Source organism: Corynebacterium sp. AOP12-C2-36, from assembly GCF_052379185.1.
Classification (GTDB): Bacteria; Actinomycetota; Actinomycetes; order Mycobacteriales; family Mycobacteriaceae; genus Corynebacterium.
On sequence record NZ_JBQSYJ010000003.1, the window covers coordinates 274,318 to 290,807 of the forward strand.

The 16,490-nt window shown below is 69.1% G+C and carries 17 protein-coding genes and 1 tRNA gene; 11 read left to right on the top strand and 7 right to left on the bottom strand.

Annotated elements, in window-relative coordinates:
- Positions 1-25: 25 nt before the first annotated feature.
- Positions 26-256, bottom strand: a complete 231-nt coding sequence (locus tag ACT3UN_RS04190; protein WP_444626571.1) for a transcriptional regulator — start codon at positions 254-256, stop codon at positions 26-28.
- 189 nt (positions 257-445) lie between these two features.
- On the opposite strand from ACT3UN_RS04190, the gene ACT3UN_RS04195 reads away from it, so the two are divergent.
- The 11 genes from ACT3UN_RS04195 (at position 446) to ACT3UN_RS04245 (ending at position 7,946) form a co-directional block, all read left to right on the top strand.
- The gene (locus ACT3UN_RS04195; RefSeq protein WP_444656411.1) at positions 446-976 is read left to right on the top strand and encodes a hypothetical protein; all 531 of its coding nucleotides are present in this window, start codon (positions 446-448) and stop codon (positions 974-976) included.
- Positions 909-1,337 (top strand): ImmA/IrrE family metallo-endopeptidase, encoded by a 429-nt coding sequence (locus ACT3UN_RS04200; protein ID WP_444656412.1) that lies wholly within the window; start codon positions 909-911, stop codon positions 1,335-1,337. The genes ACT3UN_RS04195 and ACT3UN_RS04200 overlap by 68 nt, the downstream gene beginning before the upstream one ends.
- Positions 1,334-2,239, top strand: a complete 906-nt coding sequence (locus ACT3UN_RS04205; protein ID WP_444656414.1) for a hypothetical protein — start codon at positions 1,334-1,336, stop codon at positions 2,237-2,239. Before ACT3UN_RS04200 ends, ACT3UN_RS04205 begins: the two co-directional genes overlap by 4 nt.
- A gap of 83 nt (positions 2,240-2,322) precedes the next feature.
- The gene (locus tag ACT3UN_RS04210; protein ID WP_444656416.1) at positions 2,323-3,513 is read left to right on the top strand and encodes a tyrosine-type recombinase/integrase; all 1,191 of its coding nucleotides are present in this window, start codon (positions 2,323-2,325) and stop codon (positions 3,511-3,513) included.
- A 71-nt stretch (positions 3,514-3,584) separates the two neighbouring features.
- Entirely contained in the window at positions 3,585-4,187 is a 603-nt protein-coding gene (locus ACT3UN_RS04215; protein WP_444626568.1) for an alpha/beta hydrolase family protein, read from the top strand.
- 27 nt (positions 4,188-4,214) lie between these two features.
- Complete coding sequence (gene rraA, locus ACT3UN_RS04220) at positions 4,215-4,715, top strand: ribonuclease E activity regulator RraA (RefSeq protein WP_441582779.1); 501 nt, start codon at positions 4,215-4,217, stop codon at positions 4,713-4,715.
- A gap of 108 nt (positions 4,716-4,823) precedes the next feature.
- Positions 4,824-4,900, top strand: a tRNA-Pro gene (locus ACT3UN_RS04225).
- A gap of 67 nt (positions 4,901-4,967) precedes the next feature.
- A complete protein-coding gene (locus ACT3UN_RS04230) occupies positions 4,968-5,150 on the top strand; it encodes a PspC domain-containing protein (protein ID WP_301443601.1) in 183 nt (60 codons plus the stop codon).
- A gap of 83 nt (positions 5,151-5,233) precedes the next feature.
- Positions 5,234-5,968 carry a superoxide dismutase family protein gene (locus ACT3UN_RS04235; protein ID WP_443341673.1) on the top strand — a complete coding sequence of 245 codons (735 nt, stop codon included), beginning with the start codon at positions 5,234-5,236 and terminating at the stop codon, positions 5,966-5,968.
- An 80-nt stretch (positions 5,969-6,048) separates the two neighbouring features.
- Complete coding sequence (locus tag ACT3UN_RS04240) at positions 6,049-7,065, top strand: ABC transporter substrate-binding protein (RefSeq protein ID WP_301443600.1); 1,017 nt, start codon at positions 6,049-6,051, stop codon at positions 7,063-7,065.
- Entirely contained in the window at positions 7,062-7,946 is an 885-nt protein-coding gene (locus ACT3UN_RS04245; protein ID WP_301443599.1) for a siderophore-interacting protein, read from the top strand. Before ACT3UN_RS04240 ends, ACT3UN_RS04245 begins: the two co-directional genes overlap by 4 nt.
- Here the strand turns inward: ACT3UN_RS04245 and ACT3UN_RS04250 are convergent.
- From ACT3UN_RS04250 to ACT3UN_RS04275, 6 genes are all read right to left on the bottom strand, one after another.
- The gene (locus ACT3UN_RS04250; RefSeq protein ID WP_441582777.1) at positions 7,931-8,698 is read right to left on the bottom strand and encodes an AraC family transcriptional regulator; all 768 of its coding nucleotides are present in this window, start codon (positions 8,696-8,698) and stop codon (positions 7,931-7,933) included. The two genes, ACT3UN_RS04245 and ACT3UN_RS04250, sit on opposite strands and share 16 nt — an antisense overlap.
- On the bottom strand, positions 8,698-10,491 hold the full coding sequence (locus ACT3UN_RS04255; protein ID WP_301443597.1) for an ABC transporter ATP-binding protein: 1,794 nt from the start codon (positions 10,489-10,491) through the stop codon (positions 8,698-8,700). The genes ACT3UN_RS04250 and ACT3UN_RS04255 overlap by 1 nt, the downstream gene beginning before the upstream one ends.
- Positions 10,488-12,197, bottom strand: a complete 1,710-nt coding sequence (locus tag ACT3UN_RS04260) for an ABC transporter transmembrane domain-containing protein (RefSeq protein WP_441579820.1) — start codon at positions 12,195-12,197, stop codon at positions 10,488-10,490. The genes ACT3UN_RS04255 and ACT3UN_RS04260 overlap by 4 nt, the downstream gene beginning before the upstream one ends.
- Positions 12,198-12,231: 34 nt before the next feature.
- Positions 12,232-12,846 carry a DUF4395 domain-containing protein gene (locus ACT3UN_RS04265; protein ID WP_301444126.1) on the bottom strand — a complete coding sequence of 205 codons (615 nt, stop codon included), beginning with the start codon at positions 12,844-12,846 and terminating at the stop codon, positions 12,232-12,234.
- A gap of 76 nt (positions 12,847-12,922) precedes the next feature.
- Positions 12,923-15,301 (bottom strand): bifunctional cytidylate kinase/GTPase Der, encoded by a 2,379-nt coding sequence (gene der / locus ACT3UN_RS04270; RefSeq protein ID WP_444615182.1) that lies wholly within the window; start codon positions 15,299-15,301, stop codon positions 12,923-12,925.
- A gap of 44 nt (positions 15,302-15,345) precedes the next feature.
- On the bottom strand, positions 15,346-16,260 hold the full coding sequence (locus tag ACT3UN_RS04275) for a pseudouridine synthase (protein WP_301444187.1): 915 nt from the start codon (positions 16,258-16,260) through the stop codon (positions 15,346-15,348).
- Between the last annotated feature and the right edge of the window lie 230 nt (positions 16,261-16,490).

A 16,490-nucleotide genomic window follows, 5' to 3' on the forward strand; every position in this document is an offset into this window, starting at 1 on the left:
CGGGCCTCCTTTCTGTATGTGGGGGTTACGCGGCGGCTGGAGTCGCCACGGGGAGGAACATCTGGTCCAGCGGACGGCCGGTGAGCTTCCGAAGGACCATCAGCACGCCGATCGGCGGAGTGGTCTTCCCCGTCCGGTAGTTCCGAACTGTGCTGCCGGTCTTACCGAGGTGCTTCTGTCCCAGCTCCTCATCGCCGCCGACGCCAGTGACTTCCTTGGCGAGATCGAGGACCTGGGGGTCGAGTCGGTAGTCCATGTTGTGTGTTGTCACCTCCTGTGACGTGAATGCTTCTGTGGCCTATGTCGAACCTCTCCGGTTCGTGGTGAACCATCATGGCACGAGTTGAACCGACTTGGCAAGGCGTGAGGCAAACTTTTTTGTTCGTGCAGGTCACGGCGTGAACCAAAGTTGCACACCCTGACATCATGAACTAGAATGGTTCACATGGAACACATGAAATGGCTCGAAGCCATCACCGCCGGCGACAGTGCCCGCGAGATCGGCCGACATGCCGATGTCTCATTCCGCACGGTCGCCAACCAGATCAACCGGCACCAGTTCTCTGCCGAGGTCGTTATCAAGATCGCCGAGGGATACAGCAAGTCCCCCGTCCGGGCACTGGTCGATACCGGGTACCTCGACGAGGAGTGGGCAAAGACCGTCGATCCCGAAACAGCCATCTGGTCGCTCAGTGAGGAGGCGATCGCCAACCACGTCCTCGAACGCATGAAACTCCCCGGCACCCACAAGGTGTTCCAGACCCCCGTCGACGAGCTTGCAGAACGTCGAAACACCCCCGGTGGCACTGCGAATGACCAGTCAGAACAGTCTGAGACTCCCCCAAGTGTCCATGGTGACGACGATGATGATGGAACTGTCCGCCCATTCGACTGGGAACCCGGGACGTATGCGGCGGACAGCAGCCCAGACGAAGACGCCGGACGAGAGGAAGAAGGTGCAGACCCCTTCCCTTAACCACCTCCACCACCTAGTGCGCCAGCGCGCCGGGCGGCCAGTCCGCTGGCACATCGGCGGACCAAAAGGGGCATGGAAGAACGGCAGGGTCAGCATCCGCCACGGCATGAGCGACGCACAGACGAAGAGCACCATCGCTCATGAGCTGTCCCATGTCGCCCACGATGACCTCTGCGACGGCGATGATGCCGTGGAGGCACGAGCCGACCGGGAAGCTTCACATCTGCTAATACCCCCCATGGCATACGCTAAAGCGGAGCTGGTCTACGGCCCAGACATCCACAAGATCGCCGAGGAGCTCGGCGTCACCACCCACCTCGCTATGACGTGGCGAGAGACATTCGAGAGGACCCTACTATGACTATCCGACGGACAGCATTCGCCATTGCGGCCGCCGGAGCGCTCGTGCTCACCGCGTGCAGCAACGACGATGACCAAGACTCCGACGCCACAACCGCAACCACCAGCGAGACAGCTTCCGAAGGTGCCTCGAGCGGCGCCGGATTCACGAAGTTACAGCTCGGCGACACCTTCACCTACACCGGCGACGACGAGAACCCCGCAGAAGTAGACATCACCGTCGACGACATCAACGTCAGCAATTCTTGCCACAACGGAATCGCCTCCTACATGGAGGGCCACCAGGAGGACCCCGAATCCACCTTCGTGCAAGTCTCCGGCGAGATGGACGTAAAGGCGAACACCTGGTCAGATTCCTTCTTGCTCAATGTCAACGAATGGGTTGCTGTCGACGCCGAGGGTTACACCATCGAGGTCGCGCCCGCTAGTATCTGCGAGACCGACCAGATCAATACGTGGTCCAACCCTCTCGGAGTCGGACAGAAGCGGCGCATCGTCGAAGAATTCGAGGTCAAGGGCACACCCGTCGAATGGGGTGTAAAGCCAGTTCGCTCCGCAGAAGGGTGGGGATGGTCCCTCGATGCACCTACCGAGGGCAAGGACACTGATGGTCCCGCGCCGACCCCGGCAGCAGATCCTGCGCCCGCCCCTGCGGAGACGCCCTCCGACAACGGCTTCGAGTCCGGCGGAACCTACGACGGACCCGTCGTACCGAACCCCAACATCCCTGGCGCGAACCAGCCACTGCCCGGCGAACCGGGGTACTCCGGCCCCCTCACTGCAGAGGAGTTCGACTCCATGAGCAACGCCGAGCGGTCGAACCACGGCTTCAGCGCGGCGACACCGAACGACTGTGACGGGTACCTCGGCGCCCACGAGGACCCAGACGACTCGCACTGCTAGACACGAAAACGGCCCCCACCGCCGGCCAGGGCGATGAGGGCCAGAACGTCCACCAATCAGCAGCAGACACCAGGAGTGTAGCAATGGTCCAGAGACGACCACGTACAGGCAAGCCGAAGAACGGGAAGCCCGTGGCATGGGTCGCCCGGTGGTACGGCCCCGACGGAGAGACAAAATCGCTGTCCTTCCACTCTAGGAAAGACGCCAAGCTCCACGAAGACAAGATGAAGGCGGACGTCGCAAAAGGCGTCTACGTCAACCCCCAAGACCTCGAGACGACGATCAAGGAACTCGCGGAACAGTGGATGGAGCAGGCTGTAGCACGGGGAACCAGGTCGAACAGGAAGTCGCTCATCGACAACCTCGGCGCCCTCGCGAACGTCCCGATCGGGGGGCTCCGAAAATCGCACGTCACCTCATGGATAGCGACGCTCCGTCGAGGACGCCCATGGGCGGACAATCAGCCGTACGCGGACTCGACAATCAGCCTGCGGGTTGGCCAGCTCTCCACCGTGGTACAGCAGGCCGTAGACGATGACCTGATCGTGAAGAACCCCGTGAAGCTCGCGAGGAAGGGGATGGCGAACAAGCTCAAGTCGGTCCAGGAGCGCCAGGTTCCAACGCCTGTACAGATCAACATGCTGATCGATGCTGCACGTCGTGGCGGGGTGGCGACGTACACGGTCAAGGGCGTGGAGAAGGAGGATCGCCTGCCGCCGTCCGAATGGCTCGCCAGGTGCATCATCCTCGCCTCCGAGACAGGCTTGCGTATCGGGGAGGTCGCCGGCCTCGAGGGGCACGACATCGACTTCGACCGGATGCGGATACACGTGGCCCGGCAGTGCCCCCACAAGGTCGGGGTGGACGGCCCTTTGAAGAACGCATCATCCGACCGCTACGTGCCGATCAGTCGGGAGCTTGCCCGTGATCTGAAGCGGTGGATGCGCGAGCCGCAGGATCGTGTGATCGCGGGCGCTCGGGGCGACGGTGTCTCCTCTCCGGTGATCAGTGCGTCGATGACCGCGGCGCGGCGCGTGGCGGGGATCGAGGCCCCGATCAGCATGCATGGGATGCGGCATGCCTATGCGACGGCGTTGCTGGGTGGCGGTCAGCCGTTGCACGCAGTGTCGGCGTTGCTGGGGCATGACGAGATCGCGACGACGGACCGGATCTACTCGCACTTCCTGCCGGGTCATCTTGAGGGATCGCGGGCAGCTATCGGTGCTCTTGCGGGATCGTTGAGGGATGGGAGGGGTGGTTTGCGGGTGGTGTAGTGCGTCTACCTGCTGCGTTAGATTTTTCCCTTTGCTTCACCTGCAACCGTCAGGTCCCGGCGGCCTTCCGGGTGTCCAAGACACTCGCGCGCGCCGGGATCGCCTGCCTGCGCTTCGACTTCCCGGACATCATGTTCAGCTCGAACGTCGCCGACCTGCAGGCCGCCGCGGCCTGGCTGGACGCCCGCCTCGCCGCACCGTCGTTGCTGGTCGGCCACTCCCTCGGCGGGGCCGCCGCCCTGCACGCCGCCGGGAGCATCCCGTCGCTGTCCGCGGTCGCGACGATCGGCGCGCCGTTGCGTCCGGCGTCCGCCGCACGCTCCCTGCAGGACGCCTGCGCCGCGATGCGTCCCGGCGAGGTGCGCACCGTCCACCTCGCCGGGCGCGACGTCGCCGTCTCCCACGACTTCCTCTCCGACCTGGCGGACGCCTCCGCGCAGGACGCCGCGGTCGCCGCGGTGGCCGGCGTCGGCGCGCCGCTGCTCGTCCTGCACTCCCCGACCGACCAGACCGTGCCGGTGTCCGAGGCGTCCCGCATCCTCGACGCCGCCCGATGGCCGAAGTCGATGATCAGCCTGCAGGACACCGACCACCTGCTCACCGTGCGCGGCTCGGCCCAACGCGCCGGGGAGACGATCGCCACATGGGCGGCCCCGCACATCGGGCGTGCGTGACGGCGTCACACGATAGGCTGAGCCACCATGAACAACATCACCTTCATCCCCACCGCCGACCTCGTCGACGTCATCGGCGCCGACGTGCGCAGCTGCGACACCCAGTTCCGTGACCTCGGCGGACACACCGACTTCTGCGGGCCGGTCACCACCGTGCGCTGCTTCCAGGACAACGGCCTGGTCAAGAAGATCCTGCAGGAGGACAACCCCGGCGGCGTGCTCGTCGTCGACGGCGACGCCTCGGTGCACACCGCGCTGATGGGCGACATGATCGCCGAGTTCGGCGTGGAGCACGGCTGGGCCGGGGTGATCATCAACGGCGCGATCCGCGACTCCGCCGCGGTCGGCGGCATGGAGTTCGGCTGCAAGGCCCTGGGCACCAACCCCCGCAAGTCCGCCAAGGACGGCGCCGGCGAGCGCGACGTGGTCGTCAGCTTCGGCGGGGTGGACTTCACCCCGGGCCACATCGCCTACGCCGACGCCGACGGTGTGGTCGTCACCGACGCCCCGGTCGATCCGCCGGCCTAGGGCGAGCCCGGCCGGTCCCCTCGCGCTCCCGCCGACCCCCGCCGAGCAGGCGATTGGCGAAGTCGAATCCCGGTGTTGTAACCTATGCGAGGTCCAGAGATGGACCGGCGGACTGTGGCGCAGTTTGGTAGCGCACTACACTGGGGGTGTAGGGGTCGCAGGTTCAAATCCTGTCAGTCCGACCATTTTCCCACCCTTCACGGGGTGGGATTTTTTCATGTCCGGGGTGCCTACGGGGAGTAGCCTGGCGGCATGGCGAAACTCCAGCGTTCACGTAACCACCGGGTCGTAGCAGGGGTCTGCGGCGGGATCGCGGACTGGCTCGGCTGGTCGCCGAACACCGTGCGTCTCCTGTTCGTGCTGTCCTTCATCTTCCCCGGACCGCAGGCGATCTTCTACTTCGTCGCCTGGATCTTCATGCCTGCACAACGCTGAAGGACTTCTGACAGCTCAGGAGAGTGCCGGTAAAGTTGTGTGGCAGAACGTTCCTTCCGAATCCACCACACCGAGAGGACGCCATGTTCACCCGCACCACCTACTCCACGGCCCGGACCACCCCCGCCCTCCCGCCTGAGCGCCGGCACCGCAGACTGTGCCTCGCGGCGGTCGGCGTCACCGGGCTCCTGGCCCTGTCCGCCTGCAGCACGGACGAGACCACACAGGACACCACGGAGAACACCACGGAGAACACCGCCGATGCTGCAGACTCGACCGGTTCGGAGAGCACCACCGACACCGGGTCGTCGGACGTACTCGCCACGGCGTCGGTCGCCAACGCCGACGGCGAGGAGGTCGGCACCGCCGAGATCTCCGGGGCCGACGGTGCCTCCGAGCTCTCCGTCGACGTCTCCGGGCTGGAGCCGGGCATGTACGGCATGCACCTGCACGCCGTCGGCGCCTGCGAGCCCGACAGCACCGCCCCCGACGCCGATGCAGACGATCCGGAGACCGGTGACTTCCTCTCCGCCGGCGGGCACCTGGGCGCCGACGGCCACGACCACCCCGACCACGGCGGCGACCTGCCCGCCCTGCTGGTCAACGAGGACGGTTCGGGGTCGATGACGGTGACCACCGACCGGATCGATGAGGCGGAGCTGCTCGACGACGACGGTTCGGCGATCATCATCCACGAAGACGCCGACAACTACGGCAATGTGCCGGAGCGCTACGCCCCGGACGGCCCCGACGAGGACACGTTGTCGACCGGGGACGCCGGCGGCCGCCAGGCCTGCGGCGTCTTCGAGGCTGTGTGACGCCTCGTGACGCCTCACCGCCCACTGTTGACAGCTCAGCGCGCTGACCGTGAAGGTGAGGCATTGCTAATCTTCCGGGCATGACCACCACGAGAACCACCGACCCCAGCCGCCGCGTCACGACCCGCCTGCTCGCCACCCTGTTCACCGCCGGACTCGCCGGGGCCGTCCTCAGCGCCTGCGGCAGCGACGGCGGCAGCGACAGTGACGCAGACGGCTCCGCGACGTCCGGCGAGACCCGCACCGTCGACACGCTGCGCGGCGAGGTGGAGGTTCCGTCCGACCCGCAGAACGTCGTCGCCGTCGACTGGCAGCTTCCCCCGGTGCTGGTCGACCTGGGGATCACCCCCACCGGCATCTACGAGGGCTACTACGAGCAGGACGCCGCGGCGGCGCGTGCGGTGCCCGAACGCTACGTCGACGCCCTCGCCGACTCGACCCGCATCGGCAACTGGGACGCGATCGACGTGGAGACCGTCAGCTCCCTGGAACCCGACCTCATCGTCACCACCGGTGTCGGGCTGGACGACGCGCAGATTGACCGCCTCGCCGACATCGCCCCCGTCGCCCACTTCAGCAGCGAGGACGACGTGGAGTCCCAGCGCCAGCTCGCCGACATCGTCAACCGCTCCGAGGAGTTCGACGAGTTGGAGCAGGCCTTCGACGACAAGGCCGCGGCCGTCGCCGAGGAGCACGCCGACGTGCTGGCAGACTCCGCGTGGGCGTCGGTCAGCGGCAGCCAGGACAACACCTGGTTCGCCGAGGGTGGGCAGACGGCCACGGGCAGCCTGCTGCGCGCGGTCGGTGCCAAGTTCAGCGACGTCGTCGACCCCGACGGCTGGTGGGGTGACCCGCTGTCGTTGGAGAACCTCGACCAGCTCGACGACGCCACCGTTATCCTCTACCCCGCCGAACCGTCCGGCGAGGCCGCCGAGAACTCCCGCCCTCTGCTGGAGAACTCCCGTTTCCGGGCGCTGCCGGCGGTGGAGGCGGACAACCTGTTCGGCTTCACCCAGGGCGGGGCGTCCAACATCGGCTGGGCGACCGACGCCCTCGACGAGATCGACGACATCCTCTCCCAGGTCAGCGCCACGTGAGCGGACGCCACCACCGCTCCCGGGTCCTGGACAAGCAGTGGGTGACCCCGCGCATGGTGCGGCTCACCCTGGACTGCGGTGCGGACTTCGTGCCCACCGGTACCGACAGCCACGTGGCCGTCTACTTCTACCCTCCCGAGGCCCGGGTACCGGCGGAGTTCACCGCCGAGAACCTCACCGACCTGCACCGGTTCGCCTCACCGCAGGTCCGCCGCTACACGGTGCGCAACGTGTGCAACATGACGGACACCGGTACCGGTGCCGCCACGATCGACCTCGACGTCGTCGTCCACGAGCCGGCCGGCCTGGCCTCCGGGTGGGCCCGCGACGCCGTGGTCGGTGACGAGGTGCTGTGGTGGGGCCCGACCGAGGCCTGGCACCTGCCCGAGCAGACACGTGAGCTGGTGCTCGTCGCCGACGAGACGGGCCTGCCGGCGGTGGCGGAGATCCTGGCCGTCTGCCCGGACGAGGTGCGCACCCATGTTCTCGCCCTGGTCGACGACGAGCGCGACGAACCCTACCTCGCCACCACCGGACAGGAGCAACAGGCACAGCTGACATGGATCCACCGGGGCCCGGCCGCCGGCGTCGTCCCGAAGGAGTTACCCCGCGCCCTCGACAACCTCCTCGCCGCCGTGACCGCGAACGCGACCGGACCGGTGTCCCTGTGGGCGGGCGTGGAGTTCGCCGAGGCCGGCACGCTCCGCCGCCACTTCTCCGACCTGGAGAGGAGCCACTCCCACGTGACGTCGTACTGGATCCACGGCCAGGCGCAGGACGCCCGCCCCGACGCCCGCAACCGCCGGCGCAACCTCGCCAACCGGGCCGAACACCCCGACGAGGCCGCAGCACACCTCACCCCGCCTCACCCCGCGAAGTAGCTCGCCGGGGTCGTTCCGAAGTGACGGCGGAAGGCACTGGTGAACCCGTTGGTGCTGGAATAGCCCATCCGCGCGGCCACCGACGCTACCGGCACCCGGTCGGCCAGCAACGGCAACGAGCGGTACAGACGGACCTGCGCGCGCCACGCAGAGAACGTCATCCCCGTGTCGGCGAGGAAGGCGCGCTGGATCGTGCGCTCGCTGGAGTGCAGCCGGTGGGCCCACTCGTCCAGGGCGTGCGGCGCGCCGGGATCCTCCAGCACCGCCGAGGCCACCGAGCGTGCCCTCGGGTCATCGGGCATCGGCAGGTCGACGCCCACCGCGTCGGCCGGGGCGAGCACGCTGAGCAGGGTGGCGCGGGCATGGCGGGCGGCAACGTCGTCCAGGTCGTCTCTGGCGAGGTGACGCACCAGCTCCCCGGCCAGCGGGCCCATACGCAGCACGGTCAACCCCTCCCAGGCGACCTCGCACTCCTCCTCCCACAGGTAGGCGCAGAAGAGCTCTGTGCCGGCGGTGGTGCGCACGTCGTGCACCTCCTCGGCGGGGATCCACAGCGCCTGCGACGGGGCCAGGATCCACCGGCGCTCCCCGCCGGTGCCGACGAACACGGCGATCTGCCCGCGGTCGGCCCACACGATCTGGGCCTTGAGGTGACTGTGCGGCCCGAACACCAGGTCACCGGCCGGGTCGTCCTCGCCGCCGAAATGCTCCACCCAGATGCACTCACCGTCGCGCAGCCCGTACTCCGACATCAGGACGCTCCCCGTCCGATCCACGCCGCCCACAGCTCGGCGTAGCGTCCACCGGCACCGACGAGCTCCTCGTGGGTGCCGGACTCCACCACCCGTCCGTGTTCCATCACCATCACCCGGTCGGCCAGGCGCGCCTGTGACAGGCGGTGGGCGATGACCAGTGCTCCCCTGCCGCGGATCACCGCGGCGGAGGCGTCCTCCAGCTCCCGGGAGTTCGCCGACCCGGCCTCGGCGGTGGCCTCGTCGAGAACCACGTAGGACGGATCGAGCACCTGCAGGCGCACCAGCGCCAGGTGCTGCTCCTGGTGGGTGCTCAGCCGGTGGCCCGCCTCGCCGACCTCGGTGGACAGCCCGTCCGGCAGGTCGTGGACCCAGCCCGCACCGGCGGCATGCAGGGCAGCCTCGACCCGCTGCCCGGCGTCCTCCCCTGCGACGCCCAGCGTGATGTTCTGCCACACGGTGCCGGCGAAGACGTGGCTGTGCTGGGAGGCCAGGCACACCCGCGGGCGCAGGTCGGCCGGCGCCAGGGCTCCGAGGTCGACCCCGTCCAGGGTGGCGCGCCCCTCCTGCACGGGCAGTACCCCGGCGAGCAGGCGGGCGACGGTCGTCTTGCCCGCCCCCGTCGAACCGACCAGGGCGACGGACTCACCCGGCGCGACCGTCACGTCGACGTCGGTGAGCACGCGGTGCGTCCCGTCGAAGCTGTGCCCGACGCCAGCCAGGCGCAGCCCCGTCGCGTCCTGCCCCGTACCGTCCTGCGCGGTGACGTCACACCCTGCCGCACGCACCTGCGCCTGGGTCACCCCGGCCAGCCGACGCAGCGCGACCCCGGCCTCCTGCACGGTGCCGAAGGTCTGGAACACGGTGGCCACCGGGTCGAAGAGTCGGTGGTAGAGCAGGGCGGCGGCGGTCACCGCGCCGACGGTCGTCCACCCGGCGTCGACCACGACGAACCCGACGACGAGCACGGCGGCGGTGGCCACGAACTCGGCGCGGTTGTTGCGTGCGAAGAAGCGGGTCAGCATGCGCCACACCGTGTTCTCCACCCGGCGCGACTCATCGGACGCCGCGTCGAGCCGGGCGGTCTCCCGCGCGCCCCAGCCCTGGGCGGTGAGTGTCTCGCGACCGTTGGCCGCGTCGAGGAATGCGGCGGTGCGACGCCCCAGGATCTCACGCTCCTCCAGGTAGAGCGGCCCACTGCGCGGCAGGTACCAGCGCAGCGCCATCACGTAGAGCGGGATGCCCGCCAGTCCGGCGAGACCGAGCGTCCAGTGCAGGGCGAACAGGCCGGGCACGGACACCACCAGCAGGGTCCCCGCCGACAGCACCGTGGGCAGCACGAAGGCGACGGCGTTGGAGATCAACCGGGAGTCGTCGCTGACCCGGGACACCAGCTCACCCACTCCGGCCTCCTCCAGCACGCCGGCCTCGAGGTCGAGCGCATGGTCGACGGCGTCCTCACGCAGGGCACCGACGGTGGGCTGGGCGACGCGGGCGAAGAGCACCATGCCCACCCACGCCAGCGCGGCGTTGAGCACGATCGCACCACCCATGAGCGACAGGGGCAGGACCACGTCGGCCATGGAGGCCCCCGCGGCGGACAGCCGGTCGACCATCCACCCGATCATCAGCGGCGGTACCACCGCGCAGGCGCTGGACGCGAGGGCGACCAGCAGCGCCAGCGCCACGAGCCACCGGTGCGGGCGCAACCGTGCCCACAGGAAACGCCAGGCGGCACGGGCGTCGGCGGTGGGAAGAGCAGTGGGGAGTGTGGGATTCGGCTCGGCGCTCACCGGGTCACCACCTCCCGGTAGTCGGCGTCGGCACACAGTTCCCGGTGTCCCGCCACACTCACCGAACCCTCGCGCACGAACACCACGGTGTCGGCGACGGCCAGCAGGCTCGGCGCGGTGGTGACGACCACCGCCGTGCCCTGGTCACCGCCGCCGCGCAACTCACGCAACCCGTCGGCGATGCGCGCCTCGGTCACCGAGTCCACCGCCGTGGTGGGGTCCACCAGCACCCGTGCAAGGGCGCCGCCGTGCAGGGCGCGTGCCAGGGCGATGCGTTGACGTTGCCCGCCGGACAGGTTCGCCCCCTCACCGTCCACCCTGTGGTCCAGGCCGTCGGCGAACAGGTCGACGAGCTCGTCGACGCCGCTGGCGCGCAGGACGTCCTGCGACACAGTGTCCCCATCGCTACCCGTGATGTTGCTGCGTACCGTGCCCCGGAACAGGTGGGCCTCGTGCGGGGAGACGCGCAGCACGCCCGGCAGCACCGCCGGGTCGACACCCGCGACGTCCTGCCCGTCGAGGAACAGCCGGCCGCCACCGGCGGAACCCAGGGCGTCCAGCACACCCCTGCGCGCCTGCGGCGAGGCGCACACCACGGCGGTCAACGCGCCGGGTGCGCAGTGCAGCGGCTCCCCGTCGCGCGGCAGGACGGTCAGGGTGCGGTCGGCGTCCCCGCCACCCGCCGTCTCGCCGCTACCTCCGTCCCGATGCGCGACAGGTGCGTCCACCCCGTCGGTGAAGTCGGCGATACGCGCCGCCGACGCCGACGAGCGGGTATAGGACTCCACGACGTGCACGATGATGCCCAACGGGGTGGCCAGGAACGAGGTCACACCCAGCACGCCGACCATCGTGCCCACGGTCATCGCCCCGTCGACCACCCGGACGGCGCTGAATACCGCGGCGACGAGGAGCACCACACCGGTCAGCAGCACCTGGGCGCCCTCGACGCGCCCGGACGCCGCGGCGGAGTCGACCCCGGCGGTGGCCGCGGCACGGCTGCGCCGGGCGTACCAGCCGGCCGCCGTGGACTCGCCGCCGATACCGCGCAGCACCTCCACCCCACGCAGGATGTCCGCGGCCGACGCCCCGGCCGCGGCGATGCCGCTCTGCTGGCTGTGGGTCGTGGCCGACAGCCGCGGCATCAACCACCGCAGGGCGAACAGGGACAGCGGGGACACCAGGACCACCGCCACCCCGACCCAGAGGTCCGCCCACAGCAGGTAGCCGGCGGAGACCAGCAGGCCGAGCACCGCCGACCCGCCCATGGCGATCTGCATGATCACGCTGCTGGCGTTGTCGCTGTCGGCCGCCGAGAGGGCGGCGACCTCGCCGGCAGGACGCTGGGGGTGCTGGGCATCACCGGTACGCGCGGGCGCGAGGGCGGCGGCGGTGACCCGGCAGCGCAGCAGGTGCTTCTGCCGGTTCATCGCGTAGGTGCCGACCCGTGAACCCCACATGAAGCCGAAGCTGAGCATGGCGAAGCAGGCTGCCAGCACCACCAGCCACAGCACCAGGGCCGAGAGGTCGGACGGCCCGACGGCCTCGTCGACGGTCGCGCCGATCACCGCCGGGACCAGCGCCTCGCCCACCGACCAGCCGGTCAGCAGGGCCGCGGCACCGAGGATCGGGCCGCGTTCCTGCCGGATGACCGTGGTCAGCAGGGACCGTCCGCCATGTCGCCTCTGTTGGGTGTCAGTATCCACCCCGACATTCTATGCCAGTCTGTGTCAGCCTTTGTCAGCGACGCATCGGGACCGCACAGTCGGCCCGGACGTCGTCACGCACCACTCCCCAACCCTGCAGACGGGCGAAGAGCAGGCAGCCCAGACAGATCCCGAGGAAACCCTCCAGGGACGCCGCGACGACGAGCAGCAGGAGCACCACGTCCGACGCCCCGGTCAGGCCCGCGACGCGCAGGCCGAGCGCGGCCGCGGAGAACACCAGGCCGATAGTCTGGGCGAACCGTTTCGGCGCCCCGCCGACCATCACCGGTTCCCCGAAGACCCGCGGGGCCAACCACCGCACGCTCAGCTGTCCGAAGGGGTCGAAACGGGGTCCGGCGAGGACCCGGAGGACGAATCCGGCCAGGAGCAGTGAACCGGCCACCAGCGCCGCGACGTCCAGCCCCGCCCGCGACAGGGCCACGGTGACCAGTGCCAGGACCACAACGAGCATCGCCGTGGTCCGCGCCGCGCGGTCGTTGACCACCGGTGGGAACCACCACAACGAGCGGATCCCGCCGGGCGGTTGCGCATTCGGCGCATTCGGCGCAGACGCCACAGCGTCCTGCCCGGCGATGAAGCCGGGGCGCTGGCGTCCCAGGCGGTTCAGTTCGGTGAGCTGCTCGTCCATGACTCCAAGAAGCTACCCCCGTCGGCTCCCGGGGGCCAGGGTTGCGCTCACCGGGAAACCGCGTACCCCCCTACTTCTACTTCTTGCGGCCGCGCTTCTCGCGCACGCGCACGGCGATGCGCACCGGCGAGCCCTCGAAACCGAAGGACTCACGCAGGCGTCGCTCCAGGAACCGGCGGTAGCCGTGCTCCAGGAAACCGGTGGTGAACAGCACGATCACCGGCGGCTCGGAGGAGGCCTGGGTGGCGAACAGCACGCGCGGCAGGCGTCCGCCACGCATCGGCGGCGGGGTCTGCGCGATCACCGCACGCAGCCAGGTGTTCAGCTGGCCGGTGGGGATACGCAGGTCCCAGCTCTCCAGCGCCTCGATCATGGCCGGCTCGAGGCGCTGCAGCGCCCGGCCGGTACGCGCGGAGATGTTCACCCGACGCGCCCACGGCACGTGGGCGAGCTGCTGGTCGATCTCGCGCTCCAGCTCGTCGCGACGCTCCTCGTCGACGAGGTCCCACTTGTTGTAGGCCACGACGAGGGCACGCCCGGAGTCCAGGATCATGCGCAGCACGCGCTGGTCCTGCTCGGCGATCGGCTCGGAGGCGTCGACCAGGAAGATCGCGACCTCGGAGGAGTCGATCGCCGCGCGGGTGCGCAGTGAGGCGTAGAACTCGTGACCGCGGGCGGTCTTGGTCTTCTTGCGGATCCCGGCGGTGTCGACGAAGCGCCAGGCGCGTTCGTTGAGCTCCACGACCGAGTCCACCGGGTCCACCGTGGTGCCGGCGACGTTGTCGACGACCGAGCGCTCCTCGCCGGTGATCTTGTTCAGCAGCGAGGACTTGCCCACGTTGGGGCGTCCGACCAGGGCCACACGCCGCGGTCCGGAGATCACCGCGGTCTGACGCGGGGTCTCCGGGAAGCTGGCGAGCACCTGGTCGAGCACGTCGGCCGCGCCGCGGCCGTGCTGTGCGGAGACCGGGAAGGGGTTGTCCAGGCCCAGGGCCCAGAACTCGGCCATGTCACCGTACTGCGAGTCGGAGTCGAACTTGTTCGACACCAGCACCACCGGCACCTCGGAGCGCTGCAGGCGGCGGGCGATGACCTCGTCGGTGGCGGTGATGCCGACCTTGGTGTCCACCACGAAGACGATGACGTCGGCGGTGGCCATGGCGGTCTCCGCCTGACGGGCGATGGCCCCGTGGATGCCCTTGGCGTCCGGGTCCCATCCGCCGGTGTCCTGCACCCAGAAACGTCGGCCGTTCCAGTCGCCCAGGTAGGAGATGCGGTCGCGGGTCACGCCGGGGAAGTCCTCCACGACGGCCTCACGACGCCCGATGAACCGGTTGACCAGGGTGGACTTGCCCACGTTGGGACGGCCCACCACAGCGACGGTGCACAGCGCCTCCTGCTCGGCACGGTCGTCGCCCAGTACGCCGAAGGCCTCCTCGACGGCGGACCAGTCGGTGTCCTCGGCGTCGGCGCTGAGCAGGTCGAAGTCGGCGAACTCGGAGTCGTCGAACTCGGGCTCGGTGAAGTCGCTGTCGTCGAAGTCGCTGTCGTCGAAGTCCTCGAAGACGTCTTCGCCGGACACCGCGTCCTCGTCGATCACGGAGTCGTCGGTCGCGTCCTCGTCGTCCGCATCCTCAGCGGAGTCGTCGGCACCGCCGATGACCTCGCCTTCGGCGGTGCGGAAGACGAGCTCCTCTCCCCCGTCGGACGCCTCCTCCAGGGTGGCGGGACGCGTGGCGGACTCCGCCGCCAGGCGGGTCAGCTCGGCGAGCACCGCCTCGACGTCCATGTCACCGGTGTCGAGCACGGTGGCGTCGTCGGCGGGACGCAGCGGCGAGACCGCGCGCGAGGAGTCCGCGGCGTCGCGGCGTTCGACGTCGGCGAGCACCGCGTCGAAGTCGGCGTCCCGCCCTGCGGCGACGTCCTGCACGTACCGGCGACGGGCACGCACCTCGGCGCTGGCGGTCATGAAGACCTTGCAGGACGCGTCGGGGAACACCGCGGTACCGATGTCACGGCCCTCGACGACGCAGCGTCCGGCGCGCAGGGCCAGGGAACGCTGCAGTGCCACGAGGTTCTCCCGGACCTCCGGGATCGCCGAGACGGCGGACACGTGCGCGGTGACCTCGGTTCCACGGATCTCCCCGGAGACGTCCTCTCCGTCCAGGAGCACCTCGGTGGCGGCCGGGTCCTCGTTGACGAGCAGCGGCAGGTCTGCGGTGGCGGCGACGACCGCCTCGGTGTTCTCCGGGTCGATGCCGGCACGCAGGACGTGCAGCGTCGCCACCCGGTACATCGCGCCGGTGTCCAGGTACCGGGCGCCCGCGGCGCGCGCCAGCAGGCGGCTGACGGTCGACTTGCCCGTGCCGGACGGGCCGTCCACCGCGACGATGAATCCCCCGCCGGCGATGTTGTCGACAGTGCTCAGGTCGGTGACGTCGGTCGTGTCAGTCACGTCGTTCCTCTCGTTGTTCCGTCCGTCGTTCATCGCGTTGTCCATCACAGCTGCACCGCGTTGTAGAGGCTCGTCAGCTCGGCGCGGTTCAGTGCGCGCAGGGTGCCGGGCTTCTGCTCGCCGAGCTGCACGGTGTGGACCTTGGTGCGCACCAGGGCCTGGACCGGGAAGCCGGCCTCCTTGAGCATGCGACGCACGATGTGCTTGCGGCCCTCGTGGATCTCGAGCTTGATCAGGGACTTGCCCTGCCAGACGTCGATGATCTGCACGTAGTCGGCACGTGCGATGCCGTCCTCCAGGTCGATACCGTCCTTGAGCTGGTGGATCAGCCGACGGTCGGCCTCGCCCAGCACGGTGGCCAGGTAGGTCTTCGAGACCTCGTAGCGCGGGTGCATCAGCCGGTTGGCGAGCTCCCCGTCGTTGGTGACCAGCAGCAGCCCCTCCGTGGCGGCGTCGAGACGACCCACGTGGAAGAGGCGCTGGCCGGCGGCGACACGCTCGCCGACAAGGTCGCCGACGCAGGGGCGTCCCATGTCGTCGCTCATGGTGGACTGGAAACCGCGCGGCTTGTTCAGCGCGTAGGTCACCAGGTTCTCGTCGACGAGCACGCGGGTGCCGTCGACGCGGATGACGTCCTTGTCCGGGTTCACCCGGATGCCCTGCTGGGTCACGGTCGTGCCGTTGACGTCGACACGTCCGGCGTCGATGAGCTTCTCGCTCATCCGGCGGGAGGCCACACCTGCGGCGGCGAGAACCTTCTGCAGGCGGACGGACTTGTCCTCTGCGGCGTTCTTCGAGCCGCCCTTGGAGGAACCGCCGGCGTTCTTGCCGGACTCCGGGGGCTTGCGGTCGGGGACGTGCTGCTTACGGGCCGGGCGGGCGTTGGACACGTACAGGTCGGCCGGGGCCTTGCCTGGTTCCTGTTCCGGTGTGCCGTCTCGGCGAGCGGGGGTGTTCACGAAAAGTCCTCATCAATCAGTCGAGGGTGTTCAGTTATGTCAGTTGACCAGTGTAACCCCTCGTCGGGACATCGGTTAGTCGACGGTGGGGACGGCTCACCGGGTGAGGATCCCCGGCATCTACGACAATACAGAAGTCCCCGCCTATTCGAACATGTGATTGACCATGTCCGTGGCGTATAGTACACTTCCGTCAAGGAAGCCAACCACAGGGGGACGCTGGCACCATG